The organism is Paracoccus albicereus (assembly GCF_024359525.1).
Classification (GTDB): domain Bacteria; phylum Pseudomonadota; class Alphaproteobacteria; order Rhodobacterales; family Rhodobacteraceae; genus Paracoccus; species Paracoccus albicereus.
In genome coordinates this window covers 148,800-169,131 of sequence record NZ_JAKZEU010000001.1, presented here as the reverse complement: position 1 = coordinate 169,131, position 20,332 = coordinate 148,800, and the positions used below count along the sequence as shown (strand labels likewise).

20 protein-coding genes are annotated in these 20,332 nt (G+C 65.8%); 9 read left to right on the top strand and 11 right to left on the bottom strand.

The features are described from left to right. Window positions 1-6: 6 nt before the first annotated feature. Entirely contained in the window at window positions 7-1,782 is a 1,776-nt protein-coding gene (locus tag MLD63_RS00870) for an adenine deaminase (RefSeq protein ID WP_255327949.1), read from the bottom strand. Between the two features lie 66 nt (window positions 1,783-1,848). Here MLD63_RS00870 and recO point away from each other — a divergent pair, with 66 nt between their 5' ends. Together recO and MLD63_RS00860 are read left to right on the top strand one after the other, a co-directional pair. Further along, window positions 1,849-2,589: a DNA repair protein RecO gene (recO, locus tag MLD63_RS00865; RefSeq protein ID WP_255327948.1), complete on the top strand. Its 741-nt coding sequence runs from the start codon at window positions 1,849-1,851 to the stop codon at window positions 2,587-2,589. Window positions 2,590-2,611: 22 nt separating this feature from the next. Further along, a complete protein-coding gene (locus MLD63_RS00860) occupies window positions 2,612-3,733 on the top strand; it encodes a pyridoxal phosphate-dependent aminotransferase (RefSeq protein ID WP_255327947.1) in 1,122 nt (373 codons plus the stop codon). Window positions 3,734-4,007: 274 nt separating this feature from the next. Here the strand turns inward: MLD63_RS00860 and MLD63_RS00855 are convergent, their stop codons facing one another. Together MLD63_RS00855 and MLD63_RS00850 are read right to left on the bottom strand one after the other, a co-directional pair. Continuing rightward, the gene (locus MLD63_RS00855) at window positions 4,008-4,334 is read right to left on the bottom strand and encodes a DnaJ family domain-containing protein (protein ID WP_255327946.1); all 327 of its coding nucleotides are present in this window, start codon (window positions 4,332-4,334) and stop codon (window positions 4,008-4,010) included. A 7-nt stretch (window positions 4,335-4,341) separates the two neighbouring features. Beyond that, complete coding sequence (locus tag MLD63_RS00850) at window positions 4,342-7,236, bottom strand: valine--tRNA ligase (RefSeq protein WP_255327945.1); 2,895 nt, start codon at window positions 7,234-7,236, stop codon at window positions 4,342-4,344. A 191-nt stretch (window positions 7,237-7,427) separates the two neighbouring features. On the opposite strand from MLD63_RS00850, the gene MLD63_RS00845 reads away from it, so the two are divergent. The 3 genes from MLD63_RS00845 to MLD63_RS00835 all read left to right on the top strand — a co-directional run bounded on the left by MLD63_RS00845 (window position 7,428) and on the right by MLD63_RS00835 (window position 10,604). Beyond that, on the top strand, window positions 7,428-8,432 hold the full coding sequence (locus tag MLD63_RS00845) for a TRAP transporter substrate-binding protein (RefSeq protein WP_304363984.1): 1,005 nt from the start codon (window positions 7,428-7,430) through the stop codon (window positions 8,430-8,432). A gap of 113 nt (window positions 8,433-8,545) precedes the next feature. Then, on the top strand, window positions 8,546-9,211 hold the full coding sequence (locus MLD63_RS00840; protein ID WP_255327944.1) for a TRAP transporter small permease: 666 nt from the start codon (window positions 8,546-8,548) through the stop codon (window positions 9,209-9,211). A gap of 4 nt (window positions 9,212-9,215) precedes the next feature. Next, a complete protein-coding gene (locus MLD63_RS00835) occupies window positions 9,216-10,604 on the top strand; it encodes a TRAP transporter large permease (RefSeq protein WP_255327943.1) in 1,389 nt (462 codons plus the stop codon). A gap of 49 nt (window positions 10,605-10,653) precedes the next feature. On the opposite strand, the gene MLD63_RS00830 is transcribed toward MLD63_RS00835, so the two are convergent. From MLD63_RS00830 to MLD63_RS00805, 6 genes are all read right to left on the bottom strand, one after another. Then, window positions 10,654-10,878, bottom strand: coding sequence for a hypothetical protein (locus MLD63_RS00830; RefSeq protein ID WP_255327942.1), 225 nt, complete (start codon window positions 10,876-10,878; stop codon window positions 10,654-10,656). Between the two features lie 195 nt (window positions 10,879-11,073). Beyond that, entirely contained in the window at window positions 11,074-11,196 is a 123-nt protein-coding gene (locus tag MLD63_RS00825) for a hypothetical protein (protein ID WP_255327941.1), read from the bottom strand. A gap of 120 nt (window positions 11,197-11,316) precedes the next feature. Beyond that, window positions 11,317-11,985, bottom strand: coding sequence for a glutathione S-transferase family protein (locus MLD63_RS00820; RefSeq protein WP_255327940.1), 669 nt, complete (start codon window positions 11,983-11,985; stop codon window positions 11,317-11,319). Between the two features lie 66 nt (window positions 11,986-12,051). After that, window positions 12,052-12,714: a glutathione S-transferase family protein gene (locus MLD63_RS00815; protein ID WP_255327939.1), complete on the bottom strand. Its 663-nt coding sequence runs from the start codon at window positions 12,712-12,714 to the stop codon at window positions 12,052-12,054. Beyond that, complete coding sequence (locus tag MLD63_RS00810) at window positions 12,711-13,502, bottom strand: VOC family protein (protein ID WP_255327938.1); 792 nt, start codon at window positions 13,500-13,502, stop codon at window positions 12,711-12,713. Before MLD63_RS00810 ends, MLD63_RS00815 begins: the two co-directional genes overlap by 4 nt. A gap of 12 nt (window positions 13,503-13,514) precedes the next feature. Then, window positions 13,515-14,237, bottom strand: coding sequence for a DUF1428 domain-containing protein (locus MLD63_RS00805; protein ID WP_255327937.1), 723 nt, complete (start codon window positions 14,235-14,237; stop codon window positions 13,515-13,517). Window positions 14,238-14,327: 90 nt separating this feature from the next. Between MLD63_RS00805 and MLD63_RS00800 the strand changes: the two genes are divergently transcribed. From MLD63_RS00800 to MLD63_RS00790, 3 genes are all read left to right on the top strand, one after another. Next, window positions 14,328-14,990 carry a winged helix-turn-helix transcriptional regulator gene (locus MLD63_RS00800; RefSeq protein WP_255327936.1) on the top strand — a complete coding sequence of 221 codons (663 nt, stop codon included), beginning with the start codon at window positions 14,328-14,330 and terminating at the stop codon, window positions 14,988-14,990. Window positions 14,991-15,071: 81 nt separating this feature from the next. Continuing rightward, window positions 15,072-16,226 (top strand): type III PLP-dependent enzyme, encoded by a 1,155-nt coding sequence (locus MLD63_RS00795; protein WP_255327935.1) that lies wholly within the window; start codon window positions 15,072-15,074, stop codon window positions 16,224-16,226. A 62-nt stretch (window positions 16,227-16,288) separates the two neighbouring features. Continuing rightward, window positions 16,289-17,377, top strand: coding sequence for a T6SS phospholipase effector Tle1-like catalytic domain-containing protein (locus MLD63_RS00790; protein ID WP_255327934.1), 1,089 nt, complete (start codon window positions 16,289-16,291; stop codon window positions 17,375-17,377). A 147-nt stretch (window positions 17,378-17,524) separates the two neighbouring features. On the opposite strand, the gene MLD63_RS00785 is transcribed toward MLD63_RS00790, so the two are convergent. After that, the gene (locus MLD63_RS00785; RefSeq protein ID WP_255327933.1) at window positions 17,525-18,310 is read right to left on the bottom strand and encodes an inositol monophosphatase family protein; all 786 of its coding nucleotides are present in this window, start codon (window positions 18,308-18,310) and stop codon (window positions 17,525-17,527) included. Window positions 18,311-18,376: 66 nt separating this feature from the next. After that, window positions 18,377-19,285 (bottom strand): LysR family transcriptional regulator, encoded by a 909-nt coding sequence (locus tag MLD63_RS00780; protein ID WP_255327932.1) that lies wholly within the window; start codon window positions 19,283-19,285, stop codon window positions 18,377-18,379. A 92-nt stretch (window positions 19,286-19,377) separates the two neighbouring features. On the opposite strand from MLD63_RS00780, the gene metF reads away from it, so the two are divergent. Further along, window positions 19,378-20,253: a methylenetetrahydrofolate reductase [NAD(P)H] gene (gene metF / locus MLD63_RS00775; RefSeq protein WP_255327931.1), complete on the top strand. Its 876-nt coding sequence runs from the start codon at window positions 19,378-19,380 to the stop codon at window positions 20,251-20,253. The last annotated feature ends 79 nt before the right edge of the window (window positions 20,254-20,332 follow it).

Below are 20,332 nucleotides of genomic sequence, written 5' to 3'. Positions count from 1 at the left end.
GCGCGGCTACAGCGTCAGATCGACGATCTCGAACGCGGTCACATCGACGATACCCTTGTCCGAAATGCGCAGCTCGGGGATGACCACCAGAGCCAGCAGGGAATGCTGCATGTAGGCGTTGTTGAGCGAACAGCCGCAATCGACGATTGCCTGCATCACCGCCTGTGCGTCGTCCGCGACCTCGGGGGCAGGGCGGTCGCTGATCAGGCCCGCGATGGGCAGCGCGACCGTCGCCAGTTCGGCGCCGTCACGGAACACCGTGACACCGCCGCCGATCTCGGCCAGATGGTTCGCCGCTGCAGCCATGCTGTCGCGACAGGTTCCGACCACGATCATGTGGTGACTGTCATGCGCCACGGTTGATGCGACGGCCATGCGCCCCCGATAGCCAAAGCCCGATACGAAGCCGTTGGTGACGCCCCCTGTCGCGCGGTGCCGTTCGACCAGCGCAATGTGGCAGGTTTCACCCTCTGCCTCGATCCGTCCGTCGCGAACCGGCAGTTGGGCTTCCAGCGCGCGGGTGGGGGCCTGGTTTTCGACGACGCCGATGACGCGGACGCGGACGTTATCGCCCTTGGCTTTGACGGCGAAGTCGTCGGCCTTCACGGCGCCACCCAGATGCACGGTGTCACGGGCCGTGGCGGGCCAGTCGATCTGCGGGCAATCGACCAGCAGACGCCCGCTTTCGGCCACCAGCACCCCTTGTGCGATCACATGTTCGATGGGAAGCGTCATCAGGTCGGGGGTCAGGATCACGTCCGCCCGCCGTCCCGGCGTCAGGCTGCCCAGCTCACGCTCAAGCCCGAAATGCGTTGCCGTGTTGATCGTCGCCATCTGGATCGCGATCAGCGGGTCGCAGCCGCATTCGATGGCATGGCGCACCACGCGGTTCATATGTCCGTCATGGACCAGCGTGCCCGAATGGCTGTCGTCGGTGCACAGGATGAAGCCGCGCGGATCCAATCCCTTTTCGGTGATCGCGGTGATCTGGTGTTCGACGTCATACCAGGCACTGCCGAGACGCATCATGCAGCCCATGCCCTGACGTGCGCGGGCGATGCCCTGCTCCTCGGTCGTGGTTTCGTGATCGTCGGCGGCGCCGCCCGCGACATAGGCCGCAAAGGGCCGGCCCAGATCGGGACTGGCATAATGGCCGCCGACGGTCTTGCCCGCTGCGCGCGTCGCCGCGATCTCGGCCAGCATCTGCGGGTCACCCGAAGCGACGCCCGGGAAATTCATCATCTCGCCAAGGCCGATGATCCCGTCCCAGCCCATCGCCTGTGCGACTTCGCCTTCGGTAATCTCGTGTCCGGTCGTTTCCAGCCCCGGCGCCGATGGCGCGCAGGAGGGCATCTGGGTGTAGAGGCTGATCGGCTGGATCAGGCTTTCGTCGCGCATCAGCCGCACGCCTTCCAGCCCCAGCACGTTCGCGATCTCGTGCGGATCATGGAAGATCGTGGTGGTGCCGTGGGGGATGACGGCGGCAGCGAAACCGGCGGGGGTCAGCATCCCCGATTCGATGTGCATGTGCGCATCGCAGAGACCGGGGATCATGTATCGCCCGTTCGCCTCGATCACCTGCGTCTCTTCGCCGATATTGGCGCTGGCATCGGGCAGGATGCAGGCGATGCGGCCATCGGCGATGGCGATGTCGTGGCCGTCCAGAACCTCGCGGGTGTGGACGTTGACCCACCGCCCGCCACGGATGACCATGTCGGCGGGCGCACGGCCGGCGGCCACCTCGACCAGTCTCGGCTGCGCTTCGGTCCAATCCTTCAGCATCGCGATCTCCTTTTCGTGGCGCGCAGGATGGGGCAGGCTGCGGGCGAAGGGAAGGGGAGTCCAAGGATGGAATGGCAGGCCGAGGGCACGGTGATCGCGCGGCGTCCGCATGGCGAGAATGCGGTGATCATCGAGGTCATCACCACCGAGTACGGCCGCCATGCCGGGCTGGTGCCGGGCGGCGCGTCGCGCAAGCGCGCAGCGATGCTGCAGCCGGGCAACCGGCTTGCCCTGCGCTGGCGGGCGCGGACCGAGGATCAGCTGGGCCATTTCGCGGCAGAGCCGGTGCGGGCGCGGGTTAACCTGTTGACCGACCCCTTGGCCCTGGCGGGACTGAACGCGGTGTCGGCGCTGCTGTCCTTTGCCCTGGCCGAGCGCGATCCGCATCCGCGGCTGGCCCTGATGACAGAGGCGCTGCTGGACGCGATGGATGCGGGCGAGGACTGGCCCGCCGCTTACCTGCAATGGGAGATGCGGCTGCTGGAGGAGATGGGCTTCGGCCTTGATCTGGTCGAATGCGTGGTGACGGGCGCGACGGAAGGGCTGGCCTATGTCAGCCCGCGTTCGGGCCGTGCGGTCAGCCGGCAGGGGGCAGGCGAATGGGCCGATCGATTGCTGCCCCTTCCCGCCCTGCTGGGCGGCGTGGCGGGCAATGGCGACGGGCTGGCGCAGGGGCTGGCGATCACCGGACATTTCCTCGATACCCGGTTGGCGATCGGGCAGATCGGTCGACCGCTGCCAGCGGCTCGCCGGCGCCTGGTCCGGCGGCTGGCGGGACGCGGGGCGGGACCGGAGGAGCAAGTTTGACCGCGCAGGAAGGGATTTCGAGATGACGACACAGCACAGGGTTCCGGCCTTCGCGCCGCTTCCGGCGAGCTTGCCCGCGACGGTGCCCTTCGTCGGCCCGAACGCGCTGGAGCGGCAGAACGGGCGTCCGTTCCGGGCGCGGCTGGGTGCGAACGAGAACGGCTTCGGCGCGCCGCCCGCCGCCATCGCCGCGATGGCCGAGGCGGCGGCGCAAAGCTGGAAATACGGCGACGAGAATGCGTTCGATCTGAAGAATGCCCTTGCGGATCAACTGGATGTCGCGTCCGACCGGATCATCGTGGGCGAGGGGATCGACGGGCTTCTGGGCTTGCTGGTGCGGCTGATGGTGGCGCCGGGGGATGCGGTCGTGACCTCGGACGGGGCCTATCCGACCTTCAACTATCACGTTGCCGGGTTCGGGGGCGTGCTGCACAAGGTGCCCTATCGCGACGATCACGAGGATCCGTTTGCGCTGGCCGCCAAGGCGGCGGAGGTGGGGGCGCGGCTGACCTATATCGCCAATCCCGATAACCCGATGGGAACATGGCATGATTCCGCGACGATCCTGCAGATGCTGGAAATCCTGCCCGAGGACGGTCTGCTGGTTCTGGACGAAGCCTATGTGGAGTTCGCGCCGGAAGGGACCGCACCGCCGATGGCGGTCGATGATCCAAGGCTGATCCGCTTCCGCACCTTTTCAAAGGCTTATGGAATGGCGGGGGTCCGGATCGGCTATGGGATCGGGCATCCTGACCTGATCGCCGGATTTCACCGCATCCGCAATCATTTCGGCGTCGGGCCTATCGCGCAGGCGGGCGCGCGGGCGGCTTTGGCCGAGCGTGACTGGCTGTCCGCGACGCTGGCCAAGGTTGCGCGCGCCCGCGCTCGGATCGGTGAGATCGCGGCGGAAAACGGGATCCAGGCCCTTGAATCGGCGACGAATTTCGTGGCCGTCGATACGGGGCGGAACGGGGCTTTCGCGCGGGCGCTGGTAGCGGGTCTGGGCGAGGAAGGCGTGTTCGTGCGGATGCCGGGCGTCGCGCCGCTGGACCGCTGCATCCGGATCAGCGTGGGGCCGGACGACGAGCTGGACGTGCTGGCCGAGGTGCTGCCGCGCGTGCTGGACCGGCTACGCAGATCTTAACCAATCTGAACGGCAACGGCAGCGTGCGGTGGTGCGCAACAGCGCAACACCCTGAGGTGTCGAAAGCCCAGCATTCGCCGGGTTTTCGGGGTCACAACCCGTACACCGTGCGTACACAGGCTGTACACACCCTGTACACAGGCTGCGCGCGTGCGGTTCAGGAAGCGTTAAGGGGTCCCGGCTGCGCCGGGATGCCTCTGGCGGGGATATTTGCTTGAAGAAGAAAGGGTTGGTCGCTGTGAGGCCGTCGGTCGGGCGTTGCGCGGCGGCCGGGTCAGCGCCGCGCGTCGCGCGCGCGGTTTTCCATAGCCATCGCGCGCTTGAGTTCCATCAGCGCGATCTGGCGCTGAAGCTTCGCGCGTTCCTCGGGGTCCTCGATCTGCTCGAGGATGCCGCGCTTGGCCGCGATCTCTTTCTGCATCTCGACCTCGGGCGGCACGAAGCCTTCTTCGGCCAGCAGCCGGTGCATCGTCTGTTCGGCAGTCTCGCGCAGGCGGGCGCGGTCCAGCGGCCGCCCTTCGCCGGGCAGGTTCGAAAGCTTGCCGGCCGCCTGCGCCTCATCGAGGATGCGGGTGGCGATGCGTTCGAACCAGTGGCTCACCGGTCGCTCACAGCGTTTCCAACTGCTTCAGCGCTGCGCGGATGCGGGCGAGATCGTCGTCGAGCGCGGCCAGCTTGTCGCGCGTTTCCTCGATCACCTCGGGTTCGGCATTCTCGGCGAATTTTGGATTGGCGAGGCGCTTGCGCAGGCCCTCGGCATCCTTTTCGGTCTTGCCGGCGGATTTGGTCAGGCGCTGGGTCTCGGCGCCTGCGTCGATGACGTCGCCGATGGGCAGCGCGAAGCTGGCCCCCGGCGCCGCCACGGCGATGGTTCCGCGGCCGGCCGTGCCGTCCTGGGGGGTGTTGGTGCGGGCGAGGCGTTCGACCAGCGGTGCGTTGGCCGTCAGCGCAGCGCGTGCGGCCTCGTCGGCTTCGGTCACGATCAGGTCGAGCTTCGCGCCCGCGGGGACGCCCATCTGGGCGCGGGCCGAGCGGATGCTTTCGATCAGCCCGATCACCCAGTTCATCTGGCGATCGGCATCCGCGTCGATCAGGTTCTCGCCGTAGGTCGGCCAGTCGCCGTGGACCAGCATCTTCGGCCGCTCGCCCGTCAGCGCCCACAATTCCTCGGTCACGAAGGGCATGATCGGGTGCAGCAGCGTGAAGCACTGATCCAGCACCCAGCCCATCGTGGCGCGGGTCTCATTCGCGTGTTCGCCGTCGAACAGCGGCTTGGCGAATTCGACATACCAGTCGCAGACCTTGCCCCAGACAAAGGCGTAGAGCCCGGTTGCGGCGTCGTTGAACCGATAGGTGTCCAGCGCCTCGTCGGTGGCCATGCGGATGCGCGCGACCTCTCCGATGATCCAGCGGTTGACGGTGTGGCTTGGTTCGGGGCGGGCGCCGCCGCCCCGGGCGCCGTTCATTTCGGCGAAGCGGGTGGCGTTCCAGATCTTGGTGACGAAGTTGCGGTTCGCCTCGACATGCTTCGGCCCCAGCTTGGGGTCGCGGCCCATCGCGGCCATGCTGGTCAGCGTGAAGCGCAGCGCGTCGGCGCCGTATTCGTCGATCAGCGTCAGCGGGTCGATGACGTTGCCCTTGGACTTGGACATCTTCGCGCCCTTCTCGTCCCGGACGAGGCCGTGGACGTAGACGGTGCGGAAAGGGACGTCGCCCACGACTTCGAGCTGCATCATCATCATCCGGGCGACCCAGAAGAAGATGATGTCGAAGCCGGTGATCAGCGTCGAGGTGGGGAAATACTTGCGCAGTTCCGCCGTATCCTCGGGCCAGCCGAGCGTGCCGATGGGCCAGAGGCCGGAGGAGAACCAGGTGTCGAGGACGTCGGGGTCGCGGGTCAGGGTCTTGCCCGGCGCCTGCGCCTGCGCCTCGGCTTCGGTCGGCGCGCAGTATTGGTTGCCGTCGTCGTCGCACCAGACCGGGATCTGGTGCCCCCACCAGAGCTGGCGGGAGATGGTCCACGGCTCGATGTTCTCGAGCCAGTTGAAATAGACCTTCTTGTGCTGCTCGGGCAGGATTTGCGTCCTGCCGTCGCGGACGGCGTCCAGCGCGGGGCCGACGATCTTCTGCGTGTCGACGAACCACTGATCGGTCAGCATCGGCTCGATCACGACGCCAGAACGGTCACCGAAGGGCTGCATGATCGGCTTGGCCTCGACCAGGGGGACGAGGTCGTCCATGCGCGCCTCGCCGCCATCCTCAGGTTCCGGCGGGCGGGCGGCCTTCCCCAGACGCGGGTCCGAGGGCTGGGTCATGACGGCAAGACCGTCGGTGGTGATCTGATCGACGACGCGCTTGCGGGCTTCGAACCGGTCGAGGCCGCGAAGCTCGTCGGGGACGAGGTTCACAGTCGAAACGTCGCCGACATCCTCGCCCCCTGCTGCACGCGAGGCTATATCTGCGCTGTCGGCATAGGACTGTCCGTCCGATCGCATCGCGCCCTTGCTGTCCATCAATGCGTAAAGCGGGATCCCGTTCCGCACCGCGACGCCATAATCGTTGAAATCGTGCGCGCCGGTGATCTTGACCGCCCCCGAGCCGAAATCGGGGTCGGGATATTCGTCGGTGATGATCGGGATCAGGCGGCGATGTTCCTTGGGTCCGACCGGAATTTCGCAGAGCTGGCCGACGATCGGGGCGTAGCGCTTGTCCGAGGGATGGACCGCGACCGCACCGTCGCCCAGCATCGTTTCCGGGCGGGTGGTGGCGATGGCGATGTAGTCGCGCTCTTCCTCGAAGAGGACGGTCCCGTCCTCATCGGTTTCCGTGTAGGTGTAGGTCGCGCCGCCGGCGAGCGGGTACTTGAAGTGCCACATTTGCCCCGGCGTCTCGCGGTTCTCGACCTCCAGATCGCTGATCGCGGTCTCGAAATGCGGGTCCCAGTTCACCAGACGCTTGCCGCGATAGATGATGCCCTTGTTGTAGAGATCGACGAAGACGCGGATCACCGCGTCGTGGAAATTGCCCTCCTCGCCCGCGGGGGCGCCGGGCGCGCCGGACATGGTGAAGGCGTTCCTGGACCAGTCGCAGGAGGCGCCGAGGCGCTTCAACTGGTTGATGATCGTGTCGCCGGATTCCTGTTTCCAGGCCCAGATCTTCTCGACGAAGGCGTCGCGCCCGATGTCGCGGCGGTTCGGTTCCTGACGCTCGGCCATCTGACGCTCGACCACCATCTGCGTCGCGATGCCGGCATGGTCCTGGCCGGGCTGCCACAGCGTGTCGAAGCCGCGCATCCGGTGCCAGCGGACCAGGATGTCCTGGAGCGTGTTGTTCAGCGCGTGGCCGATATGAAGGCTGCCGGTCACGTTCGGCGGCGGGATCATCACGGTGAAGGTTTCGTCCCGCGAGGCGTTGGCGCCCGCCTTGAACGCGTCGGTGCGGTCCCATTCGGCCGCGATCCGCGCCTCGGCCGTGGCTGCGTCGAAGCTCTTGTCCATGCTCATCGTCGTGATCCCGTCATACGTCACCGGGACTTAGCGAACCCCGGCGCAAAGGCCAAGGGAGAGGGCGCGCAGACCCCGCGGAACTGGCAAGTTTTCCCTTGCCAGAGCAGGTTCCAGCGGGAAGACTGCCCCATCCGGACCGGCCGGAGGGAGAACGGCCGGCAGTGAGGATGAAGAAGGGGAGGACTTCCATGAAGACGTTTCTGACCGCCGCCTGCGGGCTGGCGATGGCTGCCACGGGTGCGCTGGCCGATCCGGCCGGCTGCGACGATGGCGAAGAGGTGGTGAAGTTCAGCCACGTCACCAACACCGACAAGCACCCCAAGGGCATCGCCGCCGCGCTGTTCGCGGAACGCGTGAACGCCGAGATGGAAGGCAAGATGTGCGTCGAGGTCTATCCGAACTCGACCCTCTACGACGACGATCAGCTGCTGGAGGCGATGCTGCAGGGCGACGTGCAGATGGGCGCGCCGTCGCTGTCGAAATTCGAGACCTTCACCAAGGTGTTCCAGATCTACGACCTGCCGTTCATGTTCAAGAACATCGAGGCGGTGGACGAATTCCAGGCCGGCGAGGCCGGGCAGGCGATGCTGTCGAGCATGGAGCGGCGCGGGATCTCGGGTCTCGGCTACTGGCATAACGGCATGAAGCAGCTGTCGGCGAACAAGCCGCTGATGACGCCCGAAGACGCCAAGGGGCTGAAGTTCCGGGTCCAGCCCAGCGACGTGATCATCGCGCAGATGGAGGCGATCGGCGCCTCGGCCCAGCCGATGGCCTTCGCCGAGGTCTATGGTGCGCTGCAGACCGGCGTCGTCGACGGGCAGGAGAACGCCTGGTCGAACATCTACGGCCAGAAGTTCTACGAGGTGCAGGACGGGATCACCGAAACCAACCACGGCGTGCTGGATTACCTCGTCGTCGCCTCGACCGACTGGCTGGACGGGCTTGACCCCGAGGTCCGCGACCAGATGATGACGATCATGAACGAGGTCACGACCGAGCGGAACGCGGCGGTCAACGATGTCGACATGGAGGCGCGTCAGGCGATCATCGATGCCGGGTCCGAAGTCCGCGAGCTGGACGAGACGCAGCGTCAGGCCTGGGTCGATGCGATGATGCCGGTCTGGGACCAGTTCGCCGAGGGCGTGGGTCAGGACAACATCGACGCCGCGCAGGCGATCAACGAAAAACACTGAGGCGGGTCTGAACTGCACGACACGATGCGCGCGCGTCCCATGCCCGACACGGCACGGGGCGCGCCTTTCGCTGGGCGGCCCGCATCGGGGCTGTCGGAACAGGGAGCGGACAGATGAGTGAGCGGCGCGATCATTCCTTCGTCGACCAGCTTGAACGGAACGTCATCGCCATCATCCTGGGGCTGATGACGATCCTGACCTTCGTCAACGTGATCCTGCGCTATGTCTTCCAGTCCAGCATCATCTGGAGCCTGGAACTGACGCTGGCGCTGTTCGCATGGCTGGTGTTGCTGGGCGTCAGCCATGCGGTCAAGATCAACGCCCATCTGGGCGTGGATGCGCTGATCAACGCGCTGCCGCCCGCCGCCCGCAAGGGGCTGGCGCTGGTGGCGGGCGCCTTGTGCATCTTCTACGCGGTGCTGCTGCTGAAGGGTGCGTGGGATTTCTGGGCGCCCTTCGCCGGATTGCAGCAGACCGGCGGGCGATGGCTGCCGACAGGCTTCATCGAGACGCGGGACCGCGCCTTTTACACGACGGAGCAGATTCCGATGCCCTTCGGTGCCGAATGGCTGGGCGCGATGATCAACGAAGGCGAGACCTACGAGAAGCTGCCGCGCTTCATACCCTATATCGTGCTGCCATTCGGGATCGGGCTGCTGCTGTTCCGGCTGCTGCAGGCGGTGTGGATGGTCTGGCGGGGCGAGCGCGAAAGCCTGATCGTCAGCCACGAGGCCGAGGACGCCGTCGAGGATGTCCGCCATATGAACTACGAGGAGTAGCCCCGTGGACGTGATCCTTCTTTTCGTCCTGATCATCGGGCTGATGCTGCTGGGCGTGCCGATCGCGATCGCGCTGGGCCTGTCCTCCACGCTGTTTCTGCTGTGGTTTTCGGACACGTCGCTCGCCTCGATCGCGCAGACCTTCTACAATGCGATGGAAGGGCACGCGACGCTGCTGGCGATCCCGTTCTTCATCCTCGCGTCCAGTTTCATGTCCACCGGCGGCGTGGCGCAGCGGATCATCCGCTTTTCGATCGCCTGCGTCGGTCATTTTCCCGGCGGGCTCGCCATCGCGGGCGTCTTCGCCTGCATGATGTTCGCGGCCTTGTCCGGGTCCTCGCCCGCGACGGTGGTCGCAATCGGGTCCATCGTCATCGCGGCGATGCGGCAGGTGGGCTATTCCAAGGATTTCGCGGCAGGCGTGATCTGCAACGCGGGCACCCTGGGCATTCTGATCCCGCCGTCGATCGTGATGGTCGTCTATGCCAGCGCGACCGACGTCTCGGTCGGGCGGATGTTCCTGGCCGGTGTGATTCCCGGCCTGCTGGCGGGCTTCATGCTGATGGCCGCGATCCTGATCATCGCCATTGCCAAGAACATGCCGCGCGGGGCCTGGCAGGGCTGGCGCGAGATCTGGGACAGTTTCCGCGAAGCCTTCTGGGGGCTGATGCTGATCGTCATCATCATGGTCGGGCTTTACGGCATCCCCGGCGTGACCCGCGCGATCTTCACACCGACCGAGGCCGCCGCCGTCGCATCCGTCTGGGCCTTCATCGTGGCGATCTTCATCTATCGAGACATGGGACCGCTGCGCGACGGCGAGCGCCGCATCCCGCTGTGGCAGAAGCCGCAGGCGCTGGTCACCGGGTTCTTCCATCCCGGCACGCGCGACGTGCTGTACGAGGCGGGCAAGCTGACCATCACGCTGATGTTCATCATCGCGAATGCGCTGATCCTGAAGCATGTCCTGACGGACGAGCAGATCCCGCAGCAGATCGCGGGCGCGATGCTGGATGCCGGTTTCGGCAAGATCATGTTCCTGATCATCGTCAACGTGATCCTGCTGATCGGCGGTCAGTTCATGGAGCCGTCGGGCCTGATCCTGATCGTGGCGCCGCTGGTCTTCCCGATCGCGATCGAGTTGGGCGTCGATCCGATCCATCTGGGGATCATCATGGTCGTGAACATGGAAATCGGGATGATCACGCCGCCGGTGGGTCTGAACCTGTTCGTGACCTCTGGCGTGGCCGGCATGTCGATGATGCGCGTCGTGCGCGCAGCCCTGCCGTTCCTGGGCGTGCTGTTCATCTTCCTGATCATGGTGACCTACATCCCGTGGCTCAGCACATGGCTGCCCACGATGATGATGGGACCGGAAACCGTGATCCGCTGAAAACCGACCGGCCCCGGCAGCGCAGTGCCGCCGGGGCAGGGTCGCATGGTCAGGCGTGAAGACCCATGATGCGCCGGATCTCGGACTCGCGGGTCTTGCCCTGTTCCGCCAGAGCTTCGTCGCTGGTGCGCGACAGACGCTCGAGCGCCTTCATGCGGGGGTTCGCCTCGGCCAGAAGGACCATGAGGGTCCACAGCGCGCGGAACGGCATTCCGAGCGTGCGCAGGACGGACTGCGTGGACAGGCTTTGGGTGAAGGTTGCGGTTTGTGCCATTGCGGAAACTCCTTGTGGGGTCACAGGTGGTTTCCTCCCTGATGTCACCTTGGCCCATCGTCGGACACGGGATCAAGGATCGATGCTGCAGAGCAGCATTGCTTCAGGCGCAGAGCATCGCGTCGGGATCCGGGATCGAGGCGCTGAAGCACAAACGCGGGCGATGATCGCCCGCGTCACAATGCGTCCCGCGTCTCAGGCCGCGGCGCGGCGGGTCAGAGCGTCAGCCATGCGATGCAGAGCATTTGCCAGCGAAACACGCAGTGCGGAGAAGTCGATGGCGGCATGGGGGGCGGGGGCGGGGATGAAGCGGGGCATGAGGCCTCCTTGGTATCTGGTATACATCGTTTCGTCGTGACACCGATTTAAGGATTCCTCCCGACACCACAACCAACACTGCTGCAACGCAGCATTGCGTCTGGTGCAAGTCGGCCGGATTTAACGGAACCTTTGCGGAATTCGTTCCGGGAAGGGGAAGTATTGCAGCCAGGGCTTCGCCTCATCATGCACGCGCGCAACGGACGGTCGTGCGAGGAGCCGCTCGAAATAGGCGGCGAGGTTCGGACGATCGTCGAACGGATGCAGGAAGCCCGCGTAGAACAGCGCCGGAACGGCCGCGCAATCGGCCAGTCCGAAATCGCCCGCCGCCCATTCCCGTCCCGCCATGTGCCGGTCGATGGCGGCGTAGGACCGGTCGAGGGAGTTGCGCGCGAAGACGCCGATCGGTTCTTCGGCCGCGTCGTCCATGAACAGACGCGCATCCACGATCTGCTGCGCCTCGCGCATCACGTGGTAGTCGAAGATGTTGTTCCAGGTTCGCGCCTGCAGCGCCGCATCGGGATCGCGCGGCAGCAGCGGTGCCGGACCAGGGTGATGGCGGTCCAGCCATTCGATGATGATCGCGCTTTCGCCCAGCGTCACGCCGGCCTCATCATCGACCAGGGCGGGCATCTTGCCCATCGGGGTCAGGCTGGCCATCAGGTCGCGATCCGCCTGCTGCGAGGGATCGATCTGGCGGAAGGTGAAGGGGGCGCCGGTCTCATACAGCGCGATCAGCACCTTGTGGCAGTAGGACGACAAAGGGTGTCCGTAGAACGTCAGGGGCATCACTCGCTCCTTGGGAAAGTGGTGCGGGCGAGCGGTCGGACGATGCGCCCACCCGCCATCGCTGGTTCAGGTCTTCGCCGCGCGCTTGCGGTCGGCTTCGGTCCAATGGTCCATCTGCGCCTGATGGGCGCGCTGGAAGGCCGGTCGCGCGGTCGCGCGCTCGACATAGGCCTTGGTGGTCGGGTGACGGTCGAGGGCGCCTTCGTCGCGGGCCGGGCGCAGAACCTCGGTCAGGATGATGTCGGCGGCTGTGAAGCGGTCGCCGACGATCCATTCTTTGTCCGCCAGATAAGCGTCGAGCTGGTCAAGGCGCTGATGCATCCAGCCGCCGAAATCCTCGCCGGCCTTCTCGTTCTTCTTGAACTTGCCGCCGAAGATCCAGCCTGTGATCGGCGGCTCTATGCTGTTCAGCGCGGCAAAGGACCATTCGGTGACATGCGTGCGCAGGGTGTCGTCATCGGGCATCAGCGCGGGTGAATCCTTGGCCAGATGCAGCACCATCGCGCCGCTTTCGAACAGCGTCAGATCGCCGTCCTTCAGGATCGGCACCTGATGAAAGGGCTGCATCGCAAGGTGGTCCTGCGTGCGGTCCATCAGCGGCACTGTCTCTGTCCGGTAGGGGATGCCCGCTTCCTCGCAGGCCCAACGGGCGCGGATGTCACGGACATAGCCGCGCGGAAAATCGGGCACCCAGTCATAGGTGACGATGGTCACGGGTTCGCGGGTCATGCTGCACGCTCCTTCGGGCCGACAAGGGCGAACCATGCGCCCTGCGGGTCCTGCGCGATGGCGATGAAGGCGCCGCCGGGGACCTCGGCCGGCCCGTGATGGACAGTCCCGCCGCCGTCCTTGATCCGGGCGATGGCCGGATGGATGCCGTTGACGCCGAAATAGGGCATCCAGGCCGGAACCGGAGAATTGCCGAGCCCCATCATCCCGCCGATATCGGCGCCGCCATGAGAGAAGAGCTGGTAGGTGCCCATCTCGCCCATGTCCATCGCCTGGGATTTCCGCCAGCCGAGCAACCGGGAATAGAAATCGAACCCGGCTTCGGGGTCGGTCGTCATCAGTTCGTGCCAGTTGCCGTGGGCGGCCTTCTGCTGGTCGAAAGCGCTGCCTTCGCTGGTCTCGCAATTCTCGTCCATCGCCTCGGGCTGCAGGATGCCGAACACGGCCCCCTGCGGATCGGCGACGATGGCGAAGTGCCCGGTGCGCGGCACATAGGCGGGCTCTTTCAGAACATTGCCGCCCGCGGCGCGGATGTCGGCAGCGGACTTGTCGCAATCGTCGACCGCGAAATAGGTGCACCAGTTCGGCGGCGGGGCGCCTTCCTGTGCGCCGAGCGCCATCATTCCGGCGACATTGTCGCCGTCCGACTGCGCGAGGCGATAGTCGAACCCTTCCATTCCGGGATCGAACATCTGCCAGCCCAGGATCTTGCCGTAGAAATCCTGCGCGCCTTGCAGGTCGCTGGTGCCGAGTTCGTACCAGACCGGTTTTCCGTGTTCATTGGCCATCGGACCATCCTCTCATTGGCTGGCGGAATCGAAGATCGGTTCGAAGCCGCCCCAGAACATGCGTTTGCCGTCGAACGGCATCGCGGGCATGTCCTGGCCGGACATCTCCGTCTCCATCTCGCGGGCGGCCTTGTCGCAGGTCGCGCGGTCCGGCCACTCGACCCAGGAAAACATCGGGATCTCGCCATCCTTGGCGTCGGCGGCGCGATAGAAGTCGGTCACCTTGCCGTGCGGGACGTCATCGCCCCATCCCTCGACCATGTGGGTCGCGCCCTTGCCGGTGAACATGCCTTCGGTGCTGCGCGCCATCTCGACATAGGCGTCCTTGTTGTCTTCAGGCACGGCCAGGACGAAGCCCTGCACGTAGCTTCCGGGCTTCGACTGGCCGAAGCTGACGATCGGCGAGAAGCCGCCCCAGAACATCCGCATTCCGTCGAAGGGCATCGGCGGCATCGCCTGGAAATCAGGGTGGTTCTGCATCTGCGAACCGGCCGTTTCGGCGGTCGCCTTGTCGGGCCACTCGATCCACGAAAAGACCGGCACCTCGTCGTCCTTGCACTGAACGGCGCGATAGAAATCGGTCTGCTTGCCCTTGGGAACATCCTCTGCCCAACATTCGACCGCGCGGACGGCTCCGAGCTTTTCGAAGATCGGCCACGCCATCGCGGCGTGATCGATATAGGCCTGTTTGTTGTTCTTCGGGACGGGCTGAACGAAACCCCAGTAAAAGGTCATGCTGTCCTCCAATCGCGGCAAATGATGAAACTGCCTGCGAATCGAACCATGCCGCTTGAAGTAATAAAAAGCAACTGTTAGTATTAAAACATGACTGATTCCGGCAAAAAGCTGCGTTACGACGAAGGGTGTCTGGGCGCGCATGCCCTGAATCTGGTGGGCGACCGCTGGGCGCTGCTGGTCGTGCGCGAGCTGATGTTCGCGCCCAAGCGCTTCCAGATGATCCGCGCGGGTCTGCCCGGCATCACCGCCACGGTGCTGACCGGCCGTCTGGCGCAATTGCAGGAGGCGGGCGTGGTCAGCCATGATCCGCGCCTGGGCGTCTACGCGCTGACCGAAGCCGGCACGGGGCTGCTGCCTGTGCTGCAATCGCTTTGCCGCTGGGCGCTAACGGTGCCGGGGCACGATCACCGGCGGTTCATCAGCCCCTCGGCGCTGATGATCTCGATGGGTGTGTGCCTGCGGACCGATCTGGCGCAGCACGCAGGCGGCCCGGCGGGCTTCGATCTTGGCCAGGAGATGTTCGAGATGCGCGTCGAGGATGGCCGGACGCAGACCGTCGCGGTGGCACGCCCGGACACGCCCTTCGTGCTGTCTGGTGACGGCAATCGGATGGCCGTCGCCGTCTATGGCAGCGCGCCGGTCGCGGCGCTGGCGGCCAAAGGGATGATCGGCGCCACGGGCGATCTGCAGGCTGCGCAGGCCTTCGTCGATCAGTTCCGGCTGGCGCCTCAGCCGTCCGTGATGGCCTAGGCGAAAATTTCACTTCAAGGGTGCGGCCGGAACGATTAGGGGCCATTCTGGGTTCGAACTGACACGACAGGAAGGCACGACATGGGACAGGACAAGACCGTCTGGGCCAACCCCGCCGAGATCATCCGGCAGCAGCAACCAGACAATCCCGTCATCGCCTTCGCCCCCACCGTGTTGCAGGACACGGCCCGGCGCTTCATCGACGGTTTTCCGGGCCTTGTGACCTACGCGGTGAAATCCAACCCGGAAGAGGCGGTGATCCAGAACCTGGTGACCGCCGGTCTGAAAGGGTTCGACGTCGCATCGCCCTTCGAGATCGACCTGATCGGTCGTCTGGCCCCCGAAGCCGCACGTCATTATCACAATCCGGTCCGCGCCCGGTCCGAAATTGCCCATGCCGTGAAGGCGGGCATCCGGTCTTGGTCGGTGGACAGCCAGACCGAGTTGGCCAAGCTGACCGCGCAGGTCCCGGTCGAGGTGGATGGCAAGCCGGTCGAGATTTCACCCCGTTTCAAGCTGCCGGTGCTGGGTGCGGCCTATGATTTCGGCTCGAAGTTCGGCGCATCGCCGGAATTGGCGGCCGAGCTTCTGAAAGAGGTCGCGGCGCGCGGATATACCGCCTCTCTGACATTCCATCCCGGCACGCAATGCACCGATCCGGTGGCGTGGGAAAGCTACATCCGCGTCGCGCGCGAAATCTGCGATCTGGCCGGTGTGCAGGCCGCGCGGCTGAACGTCGGCGGTGGCTTCCCCTCGCACCGCGTGGTGGGGGTCGAGCCCGACCTGACCTCGATCTTCGATAAGATCGGCGAGACCACGCGCGAGGTTTTCAGCGCGGACGCCCCCGCTCTGGTCTGCGAACCGGGGCGCGGGCTTTGCGCCGACGCTTATGCGCTGATCACGCGGGTCAAGGCGGTGCGCGATGGCACCGATCTGTTCCTGAACGATGGTGTCTATGGCGGGCTGACCGAACTGCCGATCATCGGCAATATCGACCGGATCGAGGTGCTGACGGCGGACGGGGAGCCGCGGGGCGAAGAGATTTCAAGCCGTGTGATCTTTGGCCCGACCTGCGATTCGGTCGATCGCCTGCCGGGCGAGATGGACCTGCCCGCCGACATCGCGGAAGGCGATTACGTCATCTTCCACGGCGCGGGGGCCTATTCGACCGTCACCAACACCCGCTTCAACGGGTTCGGCCTGATGAGCCACGCGACGGTGATGGCGCTGAGCTGAGGCTAGGCGACCGTTCAAGGGCGTGAACGAAATCGAAAGGCGGGGCGTGCTAGCCTTGCCGGATGCAGACGATTCGCCCCCCCGTGATCCACGTGATCATCCTCGACGGTACCTTCGCTTCGCTGGTGCAGGGGTCGCGGTCGTCCCTGGGGCGCATCCACGCACTGCTGAAGGGTTTTCACGGCCCTTTGCCCGGCGGTTCGCGGATCCGGTTGCATTATGCGGCAGGCCAGCAATGGAACCGGCTGGGCACGATTCCGGACCTGATGCTGGGTCGCGTTCTGGATGTCCGGATCACCGACGCCTATGGCTGGCTTGCCAGCCAGTATGCGCCGGGTGACACAATCTTTCTGCTGGGCTATTCGCGCGGCGCATTCGCGGTCCGCAGCCTTGCGGGCATGATCGGCAAGGTGGGGCTGCTTCGCCCGCGCGATGCGACCGAACGTCATATCAGGCTGGGCTGGCGTCTGTATCGGCAAGGCGGGTCCGACGCGGCCCGCACGGTCTTTCGGCAGCGGTGTCACGACAAGGTGCCGATCCGGATGGTCGGCTGTTTCGAGACGGTGATGGCGCTGGGCATCCGGCTGCCGATCCTGTGGGCGCTGACCGAGCCGCAATTCCGCTTTCACGACGCGCATCTGGGCGCCGATGTCGAGCATGGTTTCCATGCGCTGGCGCTGGACGAGACGCGGGCGGCCTTCGCGCCGCTGCTGTGGGACGACGAAAGCGCCTGCCCGCACATCGAACAGATGTGGTTTCGCGGCTGTCACCCCGATATCGGCGGGCAATTGAACGGGCTGGAATTCGCCCGGCCGCTGGCGAACATCCCGCTGGTCTGGATGCTGGAAAAGGCGGAAAGCGTGGGCCTGCCGCTGCCCGATGGCTGGCGGAGGCATTTCCCCTGCGACGCCCGGGCCCGGTCGATCGGGAGCTGGCGGAAATGGGGCAAGGCCTTCCTGTCCCGACGCCGCCGCACCGCGGGCCGCGAGGCGAGCGAGGCGCTGCACGACAGCGTCGCGCTGCCCTATACCGGGCCGGCCATTCTGGCCGGTGCGTTGGCTGCTCAGGGTCAAACCGGGTCGTCAGACTTCCGCCCTGATCGCAAGCACCGGCACGCGGCGGGCGACAAAGAGGCGGGTCATCCGGCGTAACGATGCTTCGGCGTCAGACGTGGCGCGTTGACCGACCACACTGCGTAAGGGCGTTCTACCCGGAGGGTTTCACCCTGAAAATATGCGGGCCGGCGAGCGCCGACCGCTGATTCGCTGCGATCGACGCGGTCGCAGCGCCGCGAGACGCTAGGCTTCCCGGATCACCTTCGCGAAATTGTCCCAGATCGTGGCGTTGGCCGCGATGATGGCAGGGGAATCCTGCGCCGGGCCATCGCCGCGCAGCGGTTCGACGAAACCGCCCGCCTCTCGCACCAGAAGCACGCCCGCGGCGATGTCCCAGGTGCTGATCCCGCGTTCCCAATAGCCGTCGTAGCGGCCGGCTGCGACATAGGCGAGGTCAAGCGCCGCCGCGCCCCAGCGGCGTACACCGGCGGTCAGCGGCATCAGCCGGGCAAGGTCCTTCAGCGTCGCGGGCAGGGTAGGCCGTCCGGCGAAGGGAACACCTGTGGCGAAGATCGATTCGATCATCTTTCCGCGCCCCGAGACCCGCAGACGCTGGTCGTTCATGTAGGCGCCGGCGCCCTTTTCGGCGGTGAAGAGTTCGTCCTTGGCAGCGTCGAAGACCACGGCGGCGACGATCTCGCCCTTGTGCTCCAGCGCGATGCTGACCGCCCAATGCGGCAGGCCGTGCAGGAAGTTGGTGGTGCCGTCCAGCGGATCGACGATCCAGCGCCGGGTCGGGTCCTCACCCGCTTCCTCACCCGTTTCCTCGCCCAGCCAGCCGTAGTTCGGCCGCGCGGTGCGCAGGTCTTCCTTGATGATCCGCTCGGCCTCGCGGTCGGCGCGGCTGACGAAGTCGCCCGCGCCCTTGGCGCTGACCTGCAGGTTCTCGACCTCGCGGAAATCCTTGACGAGCGAGCGCCCCGCCTTGCGCGCGGCCTTGATCATGATGTTGAGGTTGGCGCTGGCCATGACGTGCTCCTGAAGCTTGCGCGCGTCATAGGGCCCAAAGGCCGGAAAGCCAAGGCGCGCGCGGCGTCACCCGCCGCGCAGCATACGCAACGGTTCTGTCCGAGACAGGCGCAGGACATGGGCCATGTAGGGCTGGTCCAGATCGGTGTCGCGCACAGCGGCGTAGAGCCGACGCAGGATGCCGCCCCGGGTCAGCGGCAGCATCGCCAATTCGGAATTGCCTGTCTCGCGCCGCAGCACCCAGTCGGGCATCACCGCGACGCCATGTCCCGACGCGACCAGCATCAGCGTGACGGGCGTCAGTTCGATCTGCCGATGGCGGGCGGGCTCGATCCCGGCAGGCGTCAGGAACTGCGAGAAGACATCCAGACGACCGCGATCCATCGGATAGGTGATGAGCGTCTGGTCGATGAGATCTTCGGGCTCGACAAAGCCCTTGGCCACCAGGGGATGGCCCGCAGGGACGACCATCGTCGGCGCGTAGTCGAAAAGCGGCTGAAAGCTGACGCCCGGCGTGTCTTCGGGGTCTGACGAGATCACCAGATCGACCTCTTCCCGTGCAAGCGCGGGCAGGGCTGCGAAGGCGAGACGCTGGCGGATGTCCACGTCGACATCCGGCCAGGCGCGCCGGAACAGGTCGAGCACCGGCAGCAGCCAGTCGAAACAGGCGTGGCATTCCATTGCGATGTGCAGCCGACCGATCCGGCCCATCTCGACGCCCTTGAACTCTGCCTCGGTCGCGGCGACCAGCGGCAGCACCTGTTCTGCCAGACGCAGCAGGCGCATGCCGGCGGCCGACAGGCGCATGGGCTTGGCGCGGCGCACGAACAGCTCGACCCCGGCCTGATCCTCCAGTGCCTTGATCTGGTGGGACAACGCGGATTGAGTGATGTTCAGGACGTCGGCGGCGCGGGCGAGGCCGCCATGGTCATGGACGGCGCGAACGGTTCGAAGATGGCGCAGTTCCAGATGCATGTTGAGCCGCGTTCATGACCTTGTTGAGAATCATGAATTTGTTTCACGCAGGCGCGCATGGCACAAGAGCATCAAGCAAGAGGACCACGACCATGACCGACTCGCCGCGCATCTCGTTCGAATTCTTCCCGCCCAAGACGCTGGATGCGTCCTTCCGGCTGTGGGAAACCGCACGTGCGCTGGCGCCGTTGACCCCGGACTTCGTGTCCGTGACCTACGGCGCGGGCGGCACCACGCGGAAGCTGACGCATGAGGCGGTGACGACAATCAACCGCCATTACGGCATGAACGTCGCGGCCCACCTGACCTGCGTCGAGGCCACGCGCGAAGAGACGATGCAGATCGTCGAGGATTACGCGCAGGCCGGCATCCGCGAGATCGTGGCGCTGCGGGGCGATGCGCCGAAAGGGGCGACCCGCTTCACACCGCACGAAGACGGTTTCGCCAATTCGATCGAACTGATCGAGGCGATCGCGGCGCGCGGCGACATGACCATCCGCGTCGGCGCCTATCCCGAGCCGCACCCGGACAGCGCCGGCAGCGATGCCGACGTGGCCTGGCTGAAGCGCAAGATCGATGCGGGCGCGACCAGCGCGATCACGCAGTTCTTCTTCGACGCCGAGACCTTCTTCCGCTTCCGCGACAAGTGCCAGAAGGCGGGGATCGACGCGCCGATCATTCCCGGCATCCTGCCGATCCAGGGCTGGGCTGGCGCAAAGCGCTTTGCCGAAAGCTGTGGCACCGCCATCCCGCAATGGGCAGAGGACGCTTTCAACGCCGCCATCCGCGACGGTGGCGACCGCGAGCGGCTGCTCGCCACCGCGATCTGCGCCGAATTGTGCGACGATCTGGTGCAGGGTGGCGTGGATCGGCTGCATTTCTACACGCTGAACCGCCCCGAGATGACCCGCGATGTCTGCGCAGCCCTTGGCCTGCATCCGGTGCGCGAGCTGGAAGCTGTCGCCTGAGACCTGCATTTTGCGACTGACTGGTCTGCGCGCCGCCCGGGTTGACCCGGCGGCGCGAAACGCGCATCGCGCGGATGTC